Source organism: Kribbella sp. NPDC050459 (genome assembly GCF_040655315.1).
Taxonomy (GTDB): Bacteria; Actinomycetota; Actinomycetes; order Propionibacteriales; family Kribbellaceae; genus Kribbella.
The window spans coordinates 488295-509119 of the sequence record NZ_JBFAJQ010000004.1 but is presented as its reverse complement, the minus strand read 5'-3'; the positions used below and the strand labels follow the sequence as shown (position 1 = coordinate 509119).

Here is a 20825-nt window from a genome sequence, read left to right as displayed (position 1 = left end):
CCGCTCGCTACCCGTGATCCCCGTCCCCACCCCAGGAGCCACCACGTGCCATTCGACGTCCCAGCCTTCAACGACGCGTTCTCCCCCGGATCCGTCACCGCGCTCGCGCGGTACCGGTGAATCCGCGCGCCGATAGGCTGTGGAGATGGAGGGACGATGCGCCTGAACGAGTTCAACAACGCACACAACGCCGCCAAACGGCGGATCCGTCGCGACGGTCTTGCCGCGGTCGGCCCTGCCGAGCAGTCGTTGCGCGACCTCCTGCCGGAGCTCGAGTCCGACGAGGACCGCCGGGTCGCCGCGGCGTTGATCACGCGGCTGCCGGGATACGCCGTCCCGCCGGAGCCCCCCAGCGAGCTGATGCAGGAAGCCGTCGCGATCGAGCACGCGGCGTACGCGGCGCCGGGGTCCGACGAGGAGCGCATCGCGATCCTCGCCGAAGCACGCCGGAAGATCTTCGAGATCGCCGACCGTGCCGCCGCCGACGAAGCCGCGAGCATCCGCGGCCTGACCCGCGTACTGGAACACCTCGAGGACAACCTCCGCGACCCTGACTGGCCGCTCGGCCGGCCACAGGACTCCAGCGGTCACTGACAGATGGCCGTGACCCTGGTCGATCGGGACTCCGAGGAGTACCGGCGCTTCGCCGAGCTCTACAAGGCCGCACGGGCGCTGCGGCCGAACGAGACGGATCTGTGGAAAGGCGACCTCTACGCGACCTCCGGCGAGGGCGGGTGGGGTGCGTTCCAGCAGCAGGACGGATCGTTCAAGCTGTCCAGGGAACTGGTCCTCGACCAGCTCGGGCCGGACGCGAACCCGCACGATCAGGTCCAGGCCCTCTCGACCATCCTGCACGAGACAAACCACGCCCGCGTCCCGGTGGACGCCCCGAAGGAGCCGAACGCCGTACGCTCCCGGCACTCCAAGGCGCTCGACGAGGGCCTGACCGAATTCGTCGCGGTCAAGGATGTCGCGGTTTTCGCCGAGTCCGCCGGGTACGGCGAGCTGCCGGACGCGAAGCCTGAGTACCCGGCCGCCTACCGCGCCACCGACGCACTGCTGGAGTACGCCGCCGGACCCGACGGCAAGGACGCGCTGGCGGACCGTGCCATCGATCAGCCGGTGGTGATGCGCTGGGACGTGATCGCCGACGAGATCGTGAAGAACAAGCTCGGCGACGTCGTCCCGCCGGATCCTCAGCACCAGCAGGCCGCACGCGCCGAGTTGATCAATGCGATGGTCAGCCCGGAGTGGGACGAGCTCCACAAGCAGCAGCCAGTGGTCGGCCACGATGCCGCGCGGCAGACGACCCAGGCGCTCGACAACGCGGCCGCCCGGATCCGGGAGCACTACGCCCAGAACCCGGCCGAACCCTGTCCGGCGAAGATCCCGAACTTCGAGATCGCCAAGCAGCAGGCCGAGCAGCTCAACGATCCGCAGAACCGCACTCGCGCGGCCGACGTGGATCTCAGCAAGCTGCCACCGCCCGCCGCGGACTCCCGCGTCGATGGTGCGGCACCGAGCCGAACAACGAGTGCGTCGGGGCAGCAAGCTCCGGCCGGTGCAGCCGCACCGGCCTCCGCCAACGACCCCATGCGGTTCCTCGGGGCACAGGCCCCCGCAGCCGAGGCGACTCATCGGAAGCCGTCACTCGGAGACGGCTCGCGTGGGGCAGGGTCGCCGGCAGGTCCCGGAACCCAGCGCGCCACTCCCGGCCGCACCACCGGTCCGATCGAGCACGGCCACTGACCGGCAGCACCGCACCTGAACCGCAGCGATGTTCGTGCTCGGCTGCGGCTTGTGGCGCTAACGTGCCGGCGACGGGTTCGAACGGTGGAGGGTAGATGGGGAGCGAGCAGTCGGCCGAGATGGCTGAGGCGTTACGGGTCCTGGACTCAGCGGATCTGGAACGTGGGACGAAGGCCGAGCGGCTGGCTGAATTCGCGCGGGCTCGGCGGGAGGTCTGGGCGATCGCGGATCGGGCGGGGGCAGACAGCATCGCGATTCGTGGGTTGACGCGTGGTCTCGAGGCGTCCGAGAGGTGGCCGGCCGAGGGCGCGCCGTGGGGCGAGCCGCCGGAAGCGAAAGGCGTTGACAAGCCGTGACCCCGGCAGCCAGCATCTAACCGGTTGAAGTGCATATACCGGTTAGGGGATACGGATGCGGGTTGTGCTGGACGGGCCGTCCAACCTGGGGTTGCGGGCGCCGGCTCCCGGTGTGGTTCCGGGGTGCTACAAGTTGGCGGGCGCGGTGCGGGACCGGGGCTTCGTGGCGCGGATCGGGGCGGAGGACGGCGGCTGTGTGACGCCGCCGCGGTACGACCTGGCCGGGTGGACTCCGGGCGACGGCGTGTTCAACGCGGCTGCGATGGCGCGGTACACCGTGCAGGTCGCGGATCGGGTGGCCGGGTTCGTCGGGCAGGGGAAGTTCGTCGTGCTGCTGGGCGGTGAGTGCAGCAACCTGCTCGGGCCGGCGTTGGGGCTGAAGCGGCTCGGGCGGTACGGCGTCGTGTACCTCGACGGCCACTCGGACTTCCGGACCGTCGGCAACTCGCCGTACGTCGGGGCCGCCGGCGGTGAGGCGCTGGCGTTGGTCACCGGGCGGGGCCAGGCGGACCTGACCGATCTCGAAGGGCTCGGGCCGTACACGCTCGACACCGACGCGGTGCTGCTCGGGATCCGGGCCGACGACGAGTACGTCGGCGATGTCGAGAAGGCGGGCATCCCGGTGTGGCCGGCGGCGAAGATCGCCGAGGACCCGGACGCGGCGGCTCGCGGGACGCTCGCGCACCTCGACCACCTGGACGGGTTCTGGGTGCACCTGGACGTCGACATCCTCGACGCCGCGGTGATGCCGGCCGTGGACAGCCCGGACCCGGGCGGGATCGACCACGACCAGCTCCGCGCGCTCCTCCGCCCGCTGCTCGCGTCACCCCGGTGCGTCGGCTTCGACATCGGCATCTTCGATCCGGACCTCGACCCCGACGGCCGCTACGCCGCCGAACTCACCGACACCCTCGTCGCAGCCCTGCAGGAGGTCTGAACGTGCTGCAATTGCTGACCGCAGACGGCCCGGACCCGGAGCACGCGGAGGCGCTGATGCTCTACGGGCGGCTGGTCGGCTCCTGGGACATCAGCAACCGCTACAGGTTCGCCGACGGGGTATGGCGCACTGCCGAGGGTGAGTGGCACTTCGGCTGGACCCTGGGCGGACGGGTGGTGCAGGACGTGCTGCACTGCCCGGACTTCCAAGGACGCTTCCCCGGCACCACAGTCCGCATGTACGACGTACAGACCGGCCTGTGGCAGATCACGTGGATCTCTCCGAACCTCCCGTCGTACTTCATCCAGACAGGACGCCCCGATGGCTCCGGCGGCATGATCCAGGAGGGCACGGATGCCAACGGCACGCGCTCGCGGTGGACGTTCACCGACGTGACTCCGGCCTCCTTCCACTGGCAGGGATTCAGCGCGGCACCCGACGGTGAGTTCGAGCTGTTCCAGGAGATGCGCGCTACCCGCCGGAGCGCTTAGCCCCAGACCAGGTCCTGGCCGTGGGGAGCCGCGGTGCCCAGAGCGCGGGTCTTGCCGTCCGGCCAGGTCTGCAGGTCCACGCGGTACTCGTAGCCGTCCGTGCCGCGGCCGTGGGTCATCACGGCGTGCGGCTCGAGGCTGAGGTGGGCCAACGGCGCGGACTCGGTGGCCTGCGCGCCGAGCTCCGCCAACCGGGCTTGGATCGCTGATCGGTCGGCACGGCGGAGGTACTGCCACATGATCGAGTGCCAGACAACGGTGACGTGTCCTTCCGACAGCTCCAGCCCGTTCAGGAACGAGACCGCGTCCTCACGGCGTACGTCGGCCGCGACCTCGTGGGCGACCTGCAGCGCGCCGCGGAGCCGGGTCAGGCGATCGGGCATGTCCGGCCAGACGTACGACGTCAGCGTGAGCGCACCGTCCGGCGTCAACGGGTTCACCGGCGCGATGTCGCAGCCGACCCGTTCCGCAATCCGCAGCTCTACCGACGGCACCTGTCCGGACCAGGCCGACTCGAACACGACCGGACTGTCAGCAGGCCCGTACGACGTCCCGTCCGCCACGTACCGGAAGCGGTCGGCGCGCAGGTTCAGTCCCCCGCTGGCGCCGATCTCGAACAGCCGTACCGGCAGCGGGACTGCCTCGACCAGCTGCAGCAGACCGCCGTACAGCGCAGCCGACCGGCCGACCTCGTTCGTCTGCGGCGGTTGTGTCAGCAGTGACCGCACCTCGCCCAGCCGCGACTGCAGCAGCTGCTCGAACGCCTCCCAGCCGAGCACCGGGTCCCAGGCCCCGCCGGCGCTCGGGTAGAACGCCGCCAGCTCCGGTGCGGTGCCGGACAGCACCATGCCGTGCACAGCCGCCAGCAGCCGCAGACCGATCGCCTCACCGAACGAACGGCCCTCGTACTCGGCCAGTACCTCGCCCGAGACCCCACCGACCTCGTAGTCGTCCACGAGCAGCCGGAGCAACTCGGCATACATCGGGGACCCCAGACCCTCACACGCGATCGCCTGTCGCTGCAGTGCCTCTACAACATCCACAGAGGGAGCCTAGAAGCTCAGTCGATCCAGCACCGACTTTGCTGTCGTCCGCGCGTCCTCAGGTTCGAGTGGCGCGCCGTGACGGTCGGTGAGGTAGAAGACGTCGACGCACTCCGCACCGAGCGTGCTGACGTGAGCGGAGCGGATGTCGGCACCAGTCGCCGCGATGGCCGCTGTGACGTCGTACAGCAGCCCTGGACGGTCATGCGCCCGCACCTGCAGCACAGTGGCGGTTTCCGAGGCCTCAGGCAGCAAGTCGACCCGGCTGGCAACACGAGGTCGCGACGAGTCCCTTGCAGCCAACCGGCGTACGACGTCGGCAGAGTCACGCAACGCCACAGCCAGCCGGTCACGCAGCCGCACCGGGTCGGGAGGCGAGCCCGCGACGGTCCACTGCGAGATGCCCAGGCCGTCGACGGACGTGATGACCGCGGACCGCACAGCCAGCCGCTCCACCGCGAGCACGGCGGCGACGGTCGACAGCGTGCCAACTTGGTCCGGTACAGCGACGTTCACCCGCAGGTCCCCGTGGTGATCGCTCACGGTGACACCAAGCCGGCCCACGCCGACGACCTGGTGCAGCACCGGCACCGGAACGGGCGGCGTCTCGGCCCACATGCTCTCGCCACCGCCGGCCAGCTCACTGCGCACGCGCCGGCACAGCTCACCGACCAGCCGCATGCGCCACGGCGACGACGCGGCCGGACCAGCGGCCCGCGCGTCGGCGTACGTCAGGGCCTCCAGCAGGTCCAGGGTCTCCGTGCTACGCACGATCCCGACCACCATGTCCACGGTCATCGGGTCTTCCAGATCGCGCCGGGTGGCGACCTGCGCAAGCATCAGGTGCTGCCGGACCAGCAGCGTGATGGTGTCGGAGTCAGCCTCGCTGAAGCCGATCCGGCGCGCCACCCGGGCCGCGATGCCCGCACCGGTGACGCTGTGGTCGCCGTCGAGCGCCTTGCCCAGGTCGTGCAGCAGAGCGGCGACCAGCAACAGGTCAGGGCGCCGTACGTCGCGGACCATCGCCGACGCCTCGACGCAGGTCTCCAGCAGGTGCCTGTCCACGGTGAACCGGTGGATCGCCGACTGCGGCGGCCGGAACCGGACCGCATCCCACTCGGGCAGGATCCGGGAGATGTACCCGGCCTGGTCCAGGGCCTCCCACACCTCGAGCAGCCCATGGCCCGCGCCGAGCAGGGCGCACAGCAAGCGCCGCGCCTCCCCCGGCCACGGCTCTGGCAAGTCTGCTGCCGACGCCGCCAGCCGTGCACAGACAGCAGGCGACAACACGAGCTCCCGGTCGGCAGCGACCGCAGCAGCACGCAGACCGAGCACAACGTCCCGCTCCGGACGCGCGTCCGGCATCAGCACGACCTCACCCTCGTGCTGCCCCACGCCTTCGTCCAGTGCGAGCAGCAACGGTCCACCGGTGCGCTGCCTGCGCCGGGACCGTGGCGGTTTGGTCATCAAGCTCTCGACGCGCCGCCAGGACACGTCGCACACGTGCGCCAGCGTCCGGCCCGTCGCGTACACGTGCCGCAGCAGCTCGTCCCGCCCCGCCAACCCGAGCCCGGCCGCCACTTCACCGGCCAGGTCGGCAACCAGGCGGTCTGTCGCCCGCCCTGCCACCTCGTGCAGGACGTCGCGGACCTCGAGCAGGTCCCGTCGCGCCCGCTCCAGCACCGGATGCGGTACGTCGACCAGCCACGACGCCACCAACGCCCGCAGTACGACGGCGTCGCGCAGACCGCCGTACGCCTCCTTCAGGTCGGGCTCCGCGAGATGTGCGAGCTCTCCGACACTGGATGCCCGGTCGCGGCACGCCTGCGCCAGACCGGGCAGCCGTGACTTCGCAGTACGCCGCCAATCGGCCATCAGCACCGACCGCAGCTGCAGCGTCAGGTGCGAGTCCCCCGCCACATGCCGCGCGTCCAGCAGCCCCAGGGCAACCCTGTCGTCAGCCGCCGCGGCGTCCCGAGCCTCGGCCAGCGTGCGCACGCTGTGGTCCAGCTTGGTCCGGGAGTCCCACAGCGGATACCAGATCTGCGCAGCCAGCTCGTCGATGCGCGGATAGCCCTCGGCATGCACGAGCATCACGTCGAGATCGCTGTACGGCGACAGCTCCTCACGTCCGTAGCCGCCCACCGCGACCAGCGCGACGCCCTCGGTGGGCACACCGAGGGCGTCGCAAGCCTTCGCGAGCAGCAGCTGCAGCAGCGCGTCCGCCTCTTCGGCGCGGCCACGCCGCTGCTCTGCCCGGTCCTGCATCTAGAGCGCGTCTCCGTCCAGCTCGCCGGTCCGGACCCGGACGATCGTCTCCACCGGGGTGACCCAGACCTTGCCGTCACCGATCTTGCCGGTCTGCGCGGCCTTCACGATCACGTCCACCACGTCGGCGCTGTCGCCGTCCTCGACGACCACCTCGAGCCGCACCTTCGGCACCAGGTCGACCTCGTACTCGGCGCCGCGGTAGACCTCGGTGTGGCCCTTCTGCCGGCCGTAGCCGCTCGCCTCGGTGACCGTCATGCCGGTGACGCCGAACGTCTCCAGCGCGGCCCGGACGTCCTCCAGCTTGTGCGGCTTGACCACCGCGGTGATCAGCTTCATGCCTTGACACCTTCCTTCTCGGACGCCTCGGTGGAGCCATTCTCCTGCTCGGCCGCGACGGGCGCCGGCGCGGGCCGGGTGGAGAGCGCACCGCGCAGACCTGCGGCGCTGAGGTAGTCGTACGCCGTCTCCGCGTGCTCGACCTGGTCGACGCCGGTGACCTCGTCGTCCTCCTTGAGCCGGAAGCCGATGGTCTTGTCGATGACCTTGCCGAGGATGAAGGCTACGGCGAAGGAGTAGATCCCGACCACCACGTTGGCCAGCGCCTGCTTGCCGAGCTGCGAGACGCCGCCGCCGTAGAAGAGGCCGTTGACCGCGGACGGCGCCGCCGCCGAGCCGAGCAGACCGATCGCCAGCGAGCCGAACAGACCGCCGACCAGGTGCACGCCGACCACGTCGAGCGAGTCGTCGAAGCCGAGCTTGTACTTCAGCGACACCGCGAAGGCGCAGATCGCACCGGCGAACAGGCCGAGGATGATCGCGCCGACCGGCGTGACCGCGCCACAGGACGGGGTGATCGCGACCAGACCGGCGACGGCGCCGGACGCCAGGCCCAGCGTGGTGGCCTTGCCGTGCGTCAGCCGCTCGACGATCAGCCAGCCGATGACCGCGGCGGCGGTGGCGACCTGGGTGTTCACGAAGGTGACCGCGGCGGTGGTGCCGGCGCTCAGCGCGGAGCCGGCGTTGAAGCCGAACCAGCCGAACCACAGCAGACCGGCGCCGAGCAGCACCAGCGGCAGGCTGTGCGGACGCATCGGGTCCTTCTTCCAGCCGATCCGCTTGCCGAGCACGATCGCCAGCGCGAGCGCGGCGGCACCGGCGTTCACGTGCACCGCCGTACCGCCGGCGAAGTCGATCGCCTTGAGCTTGTCGCCGATCCAGCCGCCGTTGCCGTCGTCCAGGAACCAGACCGAGTGCGCGACCGGGAAGTACACCAGCAGCGTCCAGCCGACGACGAACACGATCCAGCCGCGGAACGTGGCCCGGTCGGCGATCGCGCCCGAGATCAGCGCGGGGGTGATGATCGCGAACATCAGCTGGAAGGCGACGAATGCGAGCGTGGGCGTCGTCCCGCTCACCGCCTCCGGCGCGAGCAGGCCCTTCAGCCCGACCTCGGAGAAGTTCCCGATCACGTGCCCGGTGTCACCGGCGAACGTCAGCGAGTAGCCGACCACCACCCACATGATGGTGACGACGGCGATGGTGACGAAACTCATCATCATCATGTTCAGCACGCTCTTCACGCGCACCATGCCGCCGTAGAAGAAAGCCAGGCCCGGGGTCATCAGCATCACCAGGGCGGCACTAGCCAGAACCCAGGCGGTATCGCCGGCGTTGATCTCCATCAACGTCATCCCTTCCATCGAACTGGGGGTGGCCGGCGTCCTCAGTCGGGAGGTCTCCACAACGCCGGGGAGCCCGCCGCTCGGCCACACCGCAAACGGTGTCGGCGCGCCGTTTCAGCCGATCGGTCGGTTTGTTTCAGGCATGTGACAAAGCGGGCTCCCAGGTGACATCGAGGTGACACAAGCCACTAGGGGCCGGAGTGTGGCACTCTGGCCTGGACCACACGGGGTGCAGCCGCGCCACTGCCCCCGTCCGAGCTGGGGACGACGAAATGGAGCCGAACTACGGGGTGAGACCGCGACGCGGCAGGCCACGGGACCCGGAAGCGGAGCCGAGAATCCGCCGGTACGCCGTGCAACTGCTGCTGGAGCGGGGATTCGACGGGATGACGGTGGACGACGTCGCGGAGGCCGCGGGAGTGGGCAAAGCGACGATCTACCGCCGGTGGGCCAGCAAGGAGCTGCTCGCCAACGACGCCATGGCCGAACTGTTCGATCTGGAGATCCCGGATCCGGACACCGGTTCGATCGCGGGAGACCTGCGCCAGGTCTACCGGGTCGCGCTGGCGTTCGCGAACAGCGACTACGGCCGGGCAATGATCCGCCTGGCCGTTTCGGAAGCGACCCGTGACGAGCGGTCCGCGGCGATCTACCGCGGAGTGCTGGAACGTCGGATCGAACTCACCAGACAAGCACTGGAACGCGCCAGGAAGCGCGGTGAACCGATCAAGAGCACCGCCGACCCGGTGCTGATGGTGGAATGGATGGCCGGGGTGTTCGTGATTCGCGCCCTGACCGGACAGCCGATGCCGCCGCCGGAGGATGCCGACCGCCTGGCCGACATCACCCTGCGCGCGGTACTCGAGATGCCGACCTCAGGGCCGTAGTCCAGGCCCGAGAGCAACCTGGTCCACGCCCAACTCGGTGACGCGTCGGACCCGGCCACTGTCGAGGTTCCAGGCCAAGACCCAGCCACGGACCCGGAACAGGACGTTGTTGTCGTCGTACCAGCCGAGTACGGCGCAGCAACCGACCTCACGCACGAACGGACGGTCCCCCGCCCCCTCCTGGGTCGGGGGACTGTCTTGTGGTTCGCCGAGCACCAGCAGCCGGCTGGGCATCGTGCTGAGCGTGGAGATCGCCGCCACCACCTGCGGCTGCGACACACGGGTCGGAACCTGTGGCAGCGTCTCCGAGACGAAGACCCGGGCCGCGCCGGTGATCGACGAGAACGTCTGGCCCTGCCAGGACCGGACCGGCAGCGTGAGCGGGTTGTCCTCCATCCACTGGCCGTTGAACATGTAGCGCATCACGGCCCCGGTCTGGATGCGGAACGGTGAAGTGGCCTCGTTCGGGTCCCTGGTCGCCGCGACCCGGAATACCGGGTCTTCCCCGTAGCCGCCTTCGCCGACGAGCACCTGGTACGTCGCATCGCGCCCGCCGACCAGGGCCCACCGCCCGTCGGCGACCCAGGACACGCTGAGGTAGTCGCCGCCGGGCAGCGGGAACCGGGCGATCTGCGCCGTCGTCGCGTCCACCGTGACCAGCGCGCCCGGCTGCGGGAAGGCGGCGACGTGGCCGTCCGGAGAGATCGCGCCCGGGCTCAGCGGCGGGCCGTTGTCGACCGGCGCGAGACCGACGTCCGCCTGGGCCCAGGATCCGTCCGCGCCGAGCAGGAGCGGCGCATAGCGGTCGCCGTGCTTCACCAGGAGGACCGCCGCGATGTTGTGCAGGGTGTGTTTCGCCAGTGGGCGGACCTTGTGGGGCAGGTCCAGCCGATCACCGAGCGGCGTCTCCAGCCGGTCGAGGAAGCGCTCGCTGCCGGGCGGCGGCGCCACCCAGAAGTCGATCCCGCTGATCTTCCCCGACGACTCGATGTATCCGGGCGGTGTCGGCGGCGGCGTGATGTCGGCCCTGCCGCGGGTCCCGGTTCCGATCAGGATCGAGGCGACGACGGCCAGTGCGATGACCGCGATCACGCTGAGCGCCGTCAGCCGCCGCCGGCGCCGGTTGACCACCAGACCGGCCGCCCAGGCGGCGTCGGCGAGGTCGGGCTCCGACAGCAGATCGGTCGTCTGGAGGAGCAGCGGCCGGACGTCCTCGCGTCTCATCGGGCATCACGCCAGTCGCCCGCGCCCAGCGCCGTACGGAACCGGCCGAAGGCGCTCATGCCGTTCGCGTGCACGGCGGTCTGGGACATCCCGAGCAGGTCGGACACCTCGAACTCGGTGAGCTCCTCGAAGTGCAGCAGCACGAACACGGTGCGTTGCGCGGGCGTCAGCTCGGCCAGGGCGGCCCTGATCGGGTCCTCGTCGTCCGGGAACGGTTTCGCGCGGTTCCACGGACGCAGCGCCGGCTGGTAGAGCAGGCGTTGGACGAACGCATCCGGGTCGTCCACCCTCGCCCAGCGCACGGACAACTGCGTGAAGGCGTGCAGCAGCAGCTCCTCAGCCCGGTGCAGGTCGCCGTACACGAGGTACGCCGTGCGGAGCCAGCTGCCTTGCCGCGCATCGACGAACGAGGCGAAGTCCGGGTCGACCGTGTCGCGCATCCACCCTCCCAGCCCCATTCAACTCCTCAACTACTGCGGGCTGCTACTGCCAACCGTGTCTCTTCGGAGATCAGGTCGAAGTTGAGGCCGGCCCCGGCCATCAGTCCGGCCGCCGCGGAGGGCATCACCTGAGCCATCGGATTGGCGACGTTGCCGGCCGCGAACACACCAGGGACCTGCGTGGCGCCCATGCCGTCGACCTGGACCGCGGTGCCGACCTCGACGCCGTTCGACTCCACCAAGGTGGGCTCCAGACCCAGGTCGGCCAGGAAGCCCGCGCGGGCCCGCACGGTGGTCTGAATCGCCAGCGCCTGCCGCGGAACGACCTTGCCGCCCTCCAGCCGCACGCCGGTGATCCGGTCGTCGGTCACCTCGAGCTGCTCGACCTTTCCCTGCACCACGGAGATTCCGCGAGCAGCCAGCTCCTCCCACTGCTCGTCGGTCGGCTCGGGCGCAGTGTGCAGGAACAGCGTCACGTCATCGCTCAGCTGCCGGAACAGCTGCACCTGGTGCAGTGCCATGGGGCTGGTCGCCAGCACACCGATCGCCTGGTCGCGCACTTCCCACCCGTGGCAGTACGGGCAGTGCACCACGTCCTTGCCCCATCGCTCAGCCAGCCCGGGTACGTCGGGGAGCACGTCGGTCAGGCCCGTCGTCAGCAGCAGCCGCCTGCTCCGGTACGCCGTACCGTCCACCAGCTCCACTGTGAACCCTTGCTCGTCGCGCCGGGCCGTTGTCACGGTGCCGTCGACGAACTCACCGCCGTACCCCTCCACTTCCTGGCGGCCGATCGCGTAGAGCTCGCGCGGCGGTACGCCGTCACGGGTCAGGAAGTTGTGCACGCCGTCGGCGGGCGCGTTCCGCGGCGAACCGTCGTCGATCACCAGCACCGACCGGCGGGACCGGACCAGCGCCAGCGCTCCGCTCAGCCCGGCCGCACCGCCGCCGATCACGATCACGTCGTACTTCGTCATCTCGGGACTCCTCCGTTGTTCTCCAGGTCTGCCCCAGGGTGCGTGGTGATTTTCATTTTCGACAAGTACTGTTGCCGGTATGGCAAACGACGAGGACGTTCTCGAGTCGGTCGGGCCGCGGCTGCGGGCGCTCCGCGGCGAGCGCGGCACGACCCTCGCCCAGCTCTCCGAGGCCACCGGCATCTCGGTCAGCACCCTGTCCCGGCTGGAGTCCGGGCAGCGCCGGCCGACGCTGGAGCTGCTGCTGCCGCTGGCTCGGGCGCACCAGGTGCAGCTGGACGAGCTGGTGGACGCACCGCCGACCGGCGACCCGCGGATCTACCCGAAGCCGATCAAGCGGCACGGCACCGTGCACATCCCGCTGAGCCGGCGGCCGGGCGGGCTGCAGGCGTTCAAGCAGATCCTGCCGGAGGGCTACCCGGGCCACGACGTGGAGCAGAAGACCCATGAGGGCTACGACTGGTTCTACGTGCTGTCGGGACGGATCCGGCTGAAACTCGGCGACCAGGACTTCGTCGTCAAGGAGGGCGAAGCGGTCGAGTTCGACTGCCGGGTGCCGCACTGGTTCGCCAACCCGGGCCCTGGACCGGCAGAACTGCTATGTCTATACGGCCCGCAAGGGGAGCGGATGCACGTCAGAGCGCGGACCCGATAGGAGACAAGCAGTGAGCGTCGCGTTGTTCACGTTGGGCGGGACCATCTCGATGGCAGGCGCCCATCGGCTGACCGGTGACGACCTCACCGCCGCCATGCCCGGGCTGCCCGACCTGGGCCATCCGGTCGAGATCCAGGACATCGAGAAGGTCCCGAGCGCGAACCTGACCGCCGCCAAGATCCTCGAAGTCGTCGACGCCGCCTCCAAGGCCGTCGCTGCCGGAGCCGTCGGCGTCGTCGTCACCCAGGGCACCGACACGCTCGAGGAGAGTGCGTTCCTCGCCGACCTGGTGTGGCCGCACCCGCAGCCGCTCGTGTTCACCGGAGCGATGCGCAACCCGACACTGGCCGGCCCGGACGGCCCGGCGAACCTGCTGGCCGCGCTCCGTGTCGCCTGCTCCCCCGCGGCCCGCGACCTGGGCGCACTGGTCGTCTTCAAGGAAGAGATCCATGCGGCCCGCTGGGTGCGCAAGACCCACAGCACCAGTACGGCGACCTTCGTGTCACCCAACACCGGCCCGATCGGCCACGTGGTCGAGGGCCAGGTCCGCGTCCTGACGCGTCCGCTGCGGCTGGACGGCGTGCAGGGCAGCGCTGAGCCTGCTGAACTCGACAACATCCGTGTCGCGCTCTACACGGTCACCCTGGACGACGACGGCGTACTGCTGCAGGGCCTGGCCGACACGCACCAGGGTCTGGTCGTTGCGGGGTACGGCGTCGGGCACGTGCCTGCCAAGCTCGCACCGGTGCTCGGTGAGCTGGCAGCGCAGATCCCGGTGGTCCTCACGTCGCGCACCGGCGCCGGCTCGATCGTCCGCAACACGTACAACTCCCCCGGCTCGGAGACGGACCTGTTGCAGCGCGGGCTGATCGACGGCGGCTTCCTGGACCCGTACAAGGCGCGCGTCCTGCTGCGGTTGCTGCTGGCAACGGACGACGACCTGACCGTCTTCGGGCAGTACAGCTGATCAGCTGAGCGACGCGGCCTTGGTCATCAGGTAGTCGCGCTCCGGCAGACTCGTCGTACCGCGGGCGGCCGCCCGGAAGTGTTCGGCGGCGGCCTCGTTGTCGCCGCGCATCTCGTAGAGATGACCGCGGGTGGCGTCGAGGCGGTAGTGGCCGGCCAGTTCCTCGTCGAGCGGTTCGAGCAGCTTGAGGCCGGCATCGGGGCCGTCCACCATGGCGGCCGCGATCGCCCGGTTGAGCTTCACCATCGGGTTGCCGGACAGGTCTTCCAGCAGGCCGTAGAGCGCTAGGATCTGCGGCCAGTCGGTGTCATCGGCGCGGTCCACCTCGTCGTGCAGTGCGGCGATCGCGGCCTGGAGCTGGTACTCGCCGAGCGGCGGCGTCTCGAACGCCTCGACCGCGAGCGCGACGCCCTCGGTGATCTGGTCGCGGTCCCACAGCGACCTGTCCTGCTCTGCCAGCGGGATGAGCTCTCCGGTCTTGCCGGTGCGTGCGGCACGCCGTGCGTCGGTCAGCAGCATCAGCGCGAGCAGTCCGGTGACCTGACCGTCGTCCGGCAGCTGGGCCCGTACGGCGCGCGTCAGACGGATCGCCTCGCTGGACAGATCGCTGCGGTGCAGCTCGGGTCCGCTCGTGCTGGTGTAACCCTCGTTGAAGATCAGGTACAGCACGTGCAGCACGTTGCGCAGCCGGTCCGGGTCGGTGTCCAGCTCGAAGCTGGCGCCTTTCAGCTTCGACTTCGCCCGGCTGATCCGCTGGGCCATCGTCGCTTCGGGCACGAGGTACGCGGTCGCGATTTCGGCGGTGGTGAGACCGCCCACCGCCCGCAGCGTCAGCGCGATCGCCGAAGCAGGTGTGAGGGCGGGGTGGCAGCACAGGAACAGCAGCCGCAGCGTGTCGTCGTGTTCCTCGACCTCTCCCAGCGGCACTTCGCGCAGGGCCGCCCGCTCCTCACGGCGCCGGCGCGCCTGCTGCCGGCGGACCTCGTCGATCAGCCGCCGCGACGCCGTCTGGATCAGCCAGCTCTTCGGGCTGTCCGGCCGGCCGTCGCGCGGCCAGGTGGTCGCCGCGGCGAGCAGTGCCTCCTGCACGGCGTCCTCGGCCGCTGCGAAGTCACCGGACCAGCGCACGACCGCGCCGAGGACCTGCGGCGTCAGCTCGCGCAGCAGGTCCTCCAGCTCGTGGCCCGGGCCGTCAGCGTGGTCAGAAGTCGTGGAGATCGCCATCCGACTCCATGAGGCGGCGTACCTCGATCGGCTGCTCCAGCGGTACGCCGCCGGGCCCCGGCGCGGCGGACTGCTCGGCCGCGATCTCCAGCGCGCGCTCCTCCGACTCGACGTCGACCATCGTGTACCCGGCCAGGATCTCCTTGGACTCGGCGTACGGGCCGTCGGTCAGCACCGGCGCGCTGACACCGGTCGAGCGAACCACCTTGGCGTGCTTGGGCCAGCTCAGGGCGTTCACCTCGACCAGCTCACCGCTCTGCCGCAGCCGCTCCACATGGTCGCCCAGGTACTTCATGTGGGCGTCCATGTCGGCCTTGTCCCACTCCAGCATCGGGGTGTCGCAGTTACCGCCGTCCATGTTCATCAGCAGCATGAACTTGGTCATGTTCTTCTCCTCCTCGTGGAGCCTTTACCCGGGAGACGAAGCCGCGAGCGGGTTCTCTACATCAGTCCAGCAGGGCGTCGACGAACTGCTCCGCGTCGAAGGGTGCCATGTCGTCGGGTCCTTCCCCCAGGCCGACCAGCTTCACCGGGACGCCGAGTTCGCGCTGCACCGCGATCACGATGCCGCCCTTCGCCGTACCGTCCAGCTTGGTCAGCACCAGGCCGGTGACGTCGATGACCTCGGCGAACACCCGCGCCTGGGTCAGGCCGTTCTGGCCGGTGGTGGCGTCGATGACCAGCAGGACCTCGTCCACCTCGGCGGTCTTCTCGATCACCCGCTTCACCTTGCCGAGCTCGTCCATCAGGCCGGTCTTGGTGTGCAGGCGGCCGGCGGTGTCGACCAGGACGACGTCCGCCTCCTCCTCGATGCCCTGCTTGACCGAGTCGAACGCGATGCTGGCCGGGTCGCCGCCCTCCGACCCGCGCACGGTCCGGACGCCGACGCGCTCACCCCAGGTCTGCAGCTGGTCGGCCGCGGCGGCACGGAACGTGTCCGCGGCGCCCAGGACGACGTGCTTGTCCTCCGCGACCAGCACCCGGGCCAGCTTGCCGACCGTGGTGGTCTTGCCGGTCCCGTTCACGCCGACGACCAGTACGACGGCCGGCTGCGCCTCCTTGCGGGTCACGTTCAGCGACCGGTCCAGCGACGGGTTGACCAAGTCGATGAGCTCCTCGCGGAGGATCTCGCGGGCCTCGGCGGCGCCGACGCCCTCGACGCGCATCCGGGTGCGCAGCTTGTCGACCAGCTCCTGCGTGGGCGCCACACCGACGTCGGCGGTGATCAGCGTGGTCTCGATGTCCTCCCACGCCTCCTCGTCCAGCTTGTCGCGGGACAGCAGCGCTAGCAGGCCCTTGCCGAGCGAGCCCTGCGAGCGGGCCAGACGGGCCCGCAGCCGGACCAGGCGGCCCTGCGCGGACTCCGGCTTCTCGACGGTCGTCCCGGCGGCCGCAGACTCCGGAAGCTCGGTGTCCTCCAGCGTGCGGGTCGGTGTGTCCCGCGGCTCCTCCGCGTCCTCACCGACCTTCGGCTCGGGGGCCTCGACCGAGGGCTTCGGGGCAGCCGGCGGCAGCTCGGCGCGGCGCCGCCGTGCGACGACCAGACCGGTGGTGCCGACGACCAGCACGACAGCGATCGCGACGACGATCGTGATCAGAGCCTGGTCGGTCAGCAGCGGGAGGAGCAGCGAGACGAGCAGTGGGGTCAACACGATTCCCCATCTTGACAGACACCCGGCCCGCCGCCCGCATTTGTCACGTCAGGCAAACCTGTTGTCGCGTTACGTGAGGAGGCACCAGCTCCGGCCGGTGCGTGAGCAGAACCACAGTCCGGTCGCCCGCGGCCCCGAACAGGTCGGCCAGCAACGCACGGCCGGTCTCCTCGTCCAGGTGCTCCGTGGGCTCGTCCAGGACCAGTACGTCGCGGTCCGCGAGCAGCAGCCGCGCGAACGCGAGGCGCTGGCGCTCACCGCCCGACAGCCGCGCGCCGTGCTCCCCGACCATGGTGTCCAGGCCGTCCGGGAGACTCTCGACGAGCAGCCCGAGCCGTGCCCGGTAGAGCGCCTCCCACAGCCGGAGATCGCTGACCCCCGGCTTCGCGAGCAGCAGGTTCTCCCGGATGCTCGTGTCGAACACGTGACTCTCCTGGGTGAGCAGCCCGACGACGGAGCGAACCTGATCGCCTTGGAGCCTGGCCACGTCGACACCGTCCAGCAGCACCTCTCCCCCGCGCGGCTCGAGGAACCGCAGCAGCACCGACGCCAGCGTGCTCTTGCCGGAGCCGCTCGGCCCGGTGATCACCACACGGCTCCCGGCGGGCAGGTCGAGATTCAGTCCGTCGAGCACGTCGCTGTCGTCGTACCCGGCTCGGAGCAGCCGCACCTGGAGGTCGCGTCCAGCCGGGAGCGGCAGCGGCTCGACAGGCTCGGACACCGACGAGGGCGTGTCGACCAGTTCCTGGACTCTGTCGAGGGACGCCCGTACGCGGATGGCCAGCTGGGCTGCCGCAGGGAGTCCGCCCAGCACGTCGGCCAGGGCGAGCGGGGTGAGGACCAGTACGGCGAAGACGGCGCCGGTGATGTTCGCCGTACTCCCGAGGACCAGGGCGGCGATACTCGCGCCGCCGACGCACAGGACCAGGAGTGCGCTGCCGAGGCCGGCGCTCCAGGCCGACCGGCGTTCAGCCGCGGCCAGGCGCGCGTCACGGCGGCTGAAGTCGTCCAGCACCGTGTCGATCGCGTTGTAGGCGACCACGTCGGCTGCCGTGAGCAGGGCCTCGGTCGTCGTGGCTGCGACATCACCACGGGCACCGGCCAGATTGCGCTCGGCCCGCTCCGCGGTGCGGGCAGTCAGCCACGGTACGACGGTGCACGCGATCAGGACTGCCACCGCGACCGCTGCACCGGCTGTTGGCAGGAGGATCGCGAGGAGCGCCACTGTGGCAGCTGCTGTCACGGCGGCGACAGTGGCGGGAAGGAGGACTCGCAGCCAGAGGTCGAGGACCGCGTCCACGTCCAGCACCAGCCGAGCGAGCAGGTCGCCCTTTCGCTGTGAGGTGAGCGGTGCGAGCTTCTCCAGCCGTCCGGTGATCCGTGCGCGGGTCTCCCCCAGCACCCGGTACGCCGCGTCGTGGCCGACGAGGCGCTCGACGTACCGGAACACCCCGCGCCCGACACCGAAGGCACGTACCGCCACGATCGGCACCATCAGCAGCAACACCGGAGGCTGCGCCGACGCTGCCGTGATCAACCAGGCCGAGGTAGCAAGCAGAGCAACAGCCGACCCGGCCGCCGCAACACCAAGCACCAGCGCCAACGCCAGCCGCCACCAAACGGCGCCCTGCGGGCGGGCGAGGGGATCAAGGACGATTGCCCGCTTCACGCGTTCACCAACTCTCGGACGGCTACGTCGACCGTGCGGTCGGCTGACGCGATCAACGCGGGACGGTGAGCGACCATCAGGACTGTTCGGCCGCTGGCGCGCAGGCCGGCGATCACTTCAGCTTCTGTGCTGCTGTCCAGGCCGGCTGTGGGCTCGTCCAGGAGGAGGACTGGAGCGTTGGTGACCAGGGCCCGGGCCAGGGCTACTCGGCGCTGCTGGCCGCCTGACAGTTGCTGGCCCTGCTCGCCTACTGCCTTGTCGAGGGGCAGGTCGGCGGCGCCCGCTGTGAGGAGCGCGAGGCGCACCTCGTCGTCCGACGCATCCGGCCGGCCGAGCCGTACGTTGTCGGCAACGGTCCCCAGCCGCAGTCCGGGGCGCTGCGGCACCCACGCGAACTGCCGTCTCCACTCCGCCGGGTCGAACTCGTCAGCCGCACTGCCACCGGCGACGACCACGCCATGCTCCGGCTGGACGAACCCGAGCAGTACGGCGAGCACTGTCGATTTGCCGGCACCACTGGGGCCTATCAGCGCCACCACCTCGCCCGGGCGCACCTCCAGGTCGAACCCGTCCAGCACCGGCTCGTTCCGCCCCGGATAGCGCACGGTCACGTCGTACAGGTGCAACGAGCTCACCCTCAGGTCCGGTACGTCGATGCGGTCGCCACGCACCGGCAGCGGTGTCTCCAGCACGCGGAACACCTCTTCGCTCGCCGCCATCCCGTCCGCACTGGCGTGGAACTGCATGCCGACCTGTCGCAACGGCAGGTAGGCCTCTGGCGCCAGGATCAGCACCATCAGGGCCGTCTCGAGCCCCAGCTTGCCGTCGACCAGCCGGAGACCGACGCCGACGGCAACCAATGCCACTGACAGGCTCGCGAGCAGCTCCAAGGCGAACGATGACAAGAACGCGATCCGCAGGCTGCCCATCGACGCGGCGCGATGCCGGTCGGTCACCCGTCGTACGGCCTGCTCCTGAGCCTTCGCGCGACCGAACAGCTTCAGCGTGGTCAGCCCACCGACCACGTCCGCGAAGTGATGCGCCAGGACGGCCAGGGCGTGCTGGCGCTGCCGACTGCGCGCCTGAGTCACCCAGCCGATCAGCGCCATGAAGATCGGGATCAACGGCAACGTGATCAGCACGGTCCCGGCCGCGATCAGGTCCCCGGTCGCCATCCAACCGATCACGCCGGCCGGCACCGTGGAGGCCAGGACCAGCTGCGGCAGGTAGCGGGCGAAGTACGGGTCCAGGTCGTCCAGGCCCTTTGTCAGCAGGGTTGTCAGCGCACTGCTGCGTTCACCGCTCAGCCACACCGGTCCGAGCTTCAGTGAGTGCTCGAGCACCTGGCGTCGCAGCGTGGACTTCACAGCGGCCGCAGCGCGTTGCGCGACCACTTCCTGCGCCCACACCAGCAACGCCCGCCCGGCGATGACAGCAGCAAGGCCCCAGGCGACTGCGACCACTCCACTGCCCCGCAGTACGACGCCCGCGATGCCATGCGCCAGCAGCACCGCCTGCACGATGATCAGCACGCCGCTGAGAACACCGATCACGACTGACGCCGCCAGGAAGACCCGGGCGCCGCGAGCCCTCCTCAGCAGCCGCGGGTCCAGCGGCTTCACGCGACCACGACCCGCTGACGGAACACCCAATAGGTCCAACCCTGGTACAGCAGCACCAGCGGCATGAAGATCGCCGTGATGATCGTCATCACCTTCAACGTGTACGCCGACGACGCCGCCTCGACCGCTGTCAGCGTCGACCCCGGATCGAGTGTCGACGGCATCACGTCCGGGAACAGCGCGACGAACAGCGACACGACGGCCAGCCCGATCGCGAACGTCGTACCGGCGAAGGCCCAGCCCTCGCGGCGCAGCACGTTCGCGACCAGGCCGCCGGCGAAGGCGACCACGGCGGCGATCGCGATCCCCACCGAGACGGTGTCGCCGCGCAACGCCTGCGCCCAGGCGAGGAAGGCGATCGCGAGGACGGCGGCGAGCGCACCGGTCCAGGTGGCGAGCCGGTTGGCGCGGACCCGTAGGTCGTCGGTGGTGCGCAGCGCGAGGAAGATCGCGCCGTGGGTGACGAAGACCGCGACGAACGTCAGCCCGCCGAGCAGGGCGAACGGGTTGAGCAGCGTCCCGAAGCTCCCGACGTACTCGTGGTCGGCGTCCAGCGGCACCCCGCGCACGATGTTGCCGAAGGCAACACCCCAGAGCAGGGCCGGCAGCAGCGAGCCGACGACGATCATCGCGTCCATCCGCGACCGCCAGACCGGCTCGTCGCGCTTGCCGCGGTACTCCAGGGCGACACCGCGCAGGATCAGCCCGACCAGGATCGCGAACAACGGCAGGTAGAACCCGCTGAACAGCGTCGCGTACCACTCCGGGAAGGCCGCGAAGGTGGCCGCGCCGGCCATGATCAGCCACACCTCGTTGCCGTCCCAGACCGGCCCGATGGTGCTGATCGCGGCCCGGCGCTCGGGCTCGTTCCGGCCGAGCACGCGGTACAGCATCCCGACGCCGAAGTCGAAGCCCTCGAGTACGAAGTACCCGGTCCACAGTGTCGCGATCGCGACGAACCACACAGTCGTCAGTTCCATCT

21 protein-coding genes are annotated in these 20825 nt (G+C 70.1%); 8 read left to right on the top strand and 13 right to left on the bottom strand.

All coding sequences use genetic code 11. The features are described from left to right. The first annotated feature begins 156 nt into the window (after positions 1–156). The 5 genes from AB0I12_RS18455 to AB0I12_RS18435 all read left to right on the top strand — a co-directional run bounded on the left by AB0I12_RS18455 (position 157) and on the right by AB0I12_RS18435 (position 3533). A complete protein-coding gene (locus AB0I12_RS18455) occupies positions 157–594 on the top strand; it encodes a hypothetical protein (protein WP_359930734.1) in 438 nt (145 codons plus the stop codon). A 3-nt stretch (positions 595–597) separates the two neighbouring features. After that, positions 598–1749, top strand: coding sequence for a hypothetical protein (locus AB0I12_RS18450; RefSeq protein ID WP_359930732.1), 1152 nt, complete (start codon positions 598–600; stop codon positions 1747–1749). A gap of 95 nt (positions 1750–1844) precedes the next feature. Continuing rightward, positions 1845–2105 carry a hypothetical protein gene (locus AB0I12_RS18445; RefSeq protein WP_359930730.1) on the top strand — a complete coding sequence of 87 codons (261 nt, stop codon included), beginning with the start codon at positions 1845–1847 and terminating at the stop codon, positions 2103–2105. Positions 2106–2160: 55 nt separating this feature from the next. Then, positions 2161–3042: an arginase family protein gene (locus AB0I12_RS18440; RefSeq protein WP_359930727.1), complete on the top strand. Its 882-nt coding sequence runs from the start codon at positions 2161–2163 to the stop codon at positions 3040–3042. Positions 3043–3044: 2 nt separating this feature from the next. Continuing rightward, positions 3045–3533, top strand: coding sequence for a hypothetical protein (locus AB0I12_RS18435; protein WP_359930725.1), 489 nt, complete (start codon positions 3045–3047; stop codon positions 3531–3533). Here the strand turns inward: AB0I12_RS18435 and AB0I12_RS18430 are convergent. Genes AB0I12_RS18430 through AB0I12_RS18415 form a run of 4 tightly spaced genes read right to left on the bottom strand, consistent with a single transcriptional unit; the run spans position 3530 to position 8538 of the window. Next, positions 3530–4576 carry a DUF2332 domain-containing protein gene (locus tag AB0I12_RS18430; protein WP_359930722.1) on the bottom strand — a complete coding sequence of 349 codons (1047 nt, stop codon included), beginning with the start codon at positions 4574–4576 and terminating at the stop codon, positions 3530–3532. The genes AB0I12_RS18435 and AB0I12_RS18430 overlap by 4 nt on opposite strands. Positions 4577–4585: 9 nt before the next feature. Beyond that, positions 4586–6844 (bottom strand): [protein-PII] uridylyltransferase, encoded by a 2259-nt coding sequence (locus tag AB0I12_RS18425; RefSeq protein WP_359930720.1) that lies wholly within the window; start codon positions 6842–6844, stop codon positions 4586–4588. Continuing rightward, on the bottom strand, positions 6845–7183 hold the full coding sequence (locus tag AB0I12_RS18420) for a P-II family nitrogen regulator (RefSeq protein WP_131346991.1): 339 nt from the start codon (positions 7181–7183) through the stop codon (positions 6845–6847). It abuts the gene before it with no gap. Next, positions 7180–8538, bottom strand: coding sequence for an ammonium transporter (locus tag AB0I12_RS18415; protein WP_359930716.1), 1359 nt, complete (start codon positions 8536–8538; stop codon positions 7180–7182). The genes AB0I12_RS18420 and AB0I12_RS18415 overlap by 4 nt, the downstream gene beginning before the upstream one ends. 344 nt (positions 8539–8882) lie before the next feature. Between AB0I12_RS18415 and AB0I12_RS18410 the strand changes: the two genes are divergently transcribed. Further along, entirely contained in the window at positions 8883–9416 is a 534-nt protein-coding gene (locus tag AB0I12_RS18410; RefSeq protein ID WP_359930713.1) for a TetR/AcrR family transcriptional regulator, read from the top strand. Here the strand turns inward: AB0I12_RS18410 and AB0I12_RS18405 are convergent. The 3 genes from AB0I12_RS18405 to AB0I12_RS18395 are packed head-to-tail and all read right to left on the bottom strand — an operon-like array spanning position 9405 to position 12054. Further along, positions 9405–10640: a hypothetical protein gene (locus AB0I12_RS18405; RefSeq protein ID WP_359930710.1), complete on the bottom strand. Its 1236-nt coding sequence runs from the start codon at positions 10638–10640 to the stop codon at positions 9405–9407. The two genes, AB0I12_RS18410 and AB0I12_RS18405, sit on opposite strands and share 12 nt — an antisense overlap. Continuing rightward, on the bottom strand, positions 10637–11080 hold the full coding sequence (locus AB0I12_RS18400; RefSeq protein WP_359930707.1) for a sigma factor-like helix-turn-helix DNA-binding protein: 444 nt from the start codon (positions 11078–11080) through the stop codon (positions 10637–10639). The genes AB0I12_RS18405 and AB0I12_RS18400 overlap by 4 nt, the downstream gene beginning before the upstream one ends. 26 nt (positions 11081–11106) lie before the next feature. Continuing rightward, complete coding sequence (locus tag AB0I12_RS18395; RefSeq protein WP_359930705.1) at positions 11107–12054, bottom strand: NAD(P)/FAD-dependent oxidoreductase; 948 nt, start codon at positions 12052–12054, stop codon at positions 11107–11109. 79 nt (positions 12055–12133) lie between these two features. Here AB0I12_RS18395 and AB0I12_RS18390 point away from each other — a divergent pair, with 79 nt between their 5' ends. Together AB0I12_RS18390 and AB0I12_RS18385 are read left to right on the top strand one after the other, a co-directional pair. Further along, a complete protein-coding gene (locus AB0I12_RS18390; protein ID WP_359930702.1) occupies positions 12134–12709 on the top strand; it encodes a helix-turn-helix transcriptional regulator in 576 nt (191 codons plus the stop codon). 10 nt (positions 12710–12719) lie between these two features. Further along, a complete protein-coding gene (locus AB0I12_RS18385) occupies positions 12720–13676 on the top strand; it encodes an asparaginase (RefSeq protein WP_359930699.1) in 957 nt (318 codons plus the stop codon). On the opposite strand, the gene AB0I12_RS18380 is transcribed toward AB0I12_RS18385, so the two are convergent. The 6 genes from AB0I12_RS18380 to cydB form a co-directional block, all read right to left on the bottom strand. Beyond that, the gene (locus AB0I12_RS18380) at positions 13677–14900 is read right to left on the bottom strand and encodes a sigma-70 family RNA polymerase sigma factor (RefSeq protein ID WP_359930697.1); all 1224 of its coding nucleotides are present in this window, start codon (positions 14898–14900) and stop codon (positions 13677–13679) included. Continuing rightward, positions 14878–15285: a YciI family protein gene (locus AB0I12_RS18375; RefSeq protein WP_359930694.1), complete on the bottom strand. Its 408-nt coding sequence runs from the start codon at positions 15283–15285 to the stop codon at positions 14878–14880. The genes AB0I12_RS18380 and AB0I12_RS18375 overlap by 23 nt, the downstream gene beginning before the upstream one ends. 61 nt (positions 15286–15346) lie before the next feature. Next, positions 15347–16549 carry a signal recognition particle-docking protein FtsY gene (ftsY, locus tag AB0I12_RS18370; RefSeq protein ID WP_359930908.1) on the bottom strand — a complete coding sequence of 401 codons (1203 nt, stop codon included), beginning with the start codon at positions 16547–16549 and terminating at the stop codon, positions 15347–15349. A 46-nt stretch (positions 16550–16595) separates the two neighbouring features. After that, entirely contained in the window at positions 16596–18221 is a 1626-nt protein-coding gene (cydC, locus tag AB0I12_RS18365) for a thiol reductant ABC exporter subunit CydC (RefSeq protein WP_359930691.1), read from the bottom strand. Further along, on the bottom strand, positions 18218–19843 hold the full coding sequence (gene cydD, locus AB0I12_RS18360; RefSeq protein WP_359930688.1) for a thiol reductant ABC exporter subunit CydD: 1626 nt from the start codon (positions 19841–19843) through the stop codon (positions 18218–18220). The genes cydC and cydD overlap by 4 nt, the downstream gene beginning before the upstream one ends. Next, on the bottom strand, positions 19840–20823 hold the full coding sequence (cydB, locus tag AB0I12_RS18355; RefSeq protein WP_359930685.1) for a cytochrome d ubiquinol oxidase subunit II: 984 nt from the start codon (positions 20821–20823) through the stop codon (positions 19840–19842). Before cydB ends, cydD begins: the two co-directional genes overlap by 4 nt. Between the last annotated feature and the right edge of the window lie 2 nt (positions 20824–20825).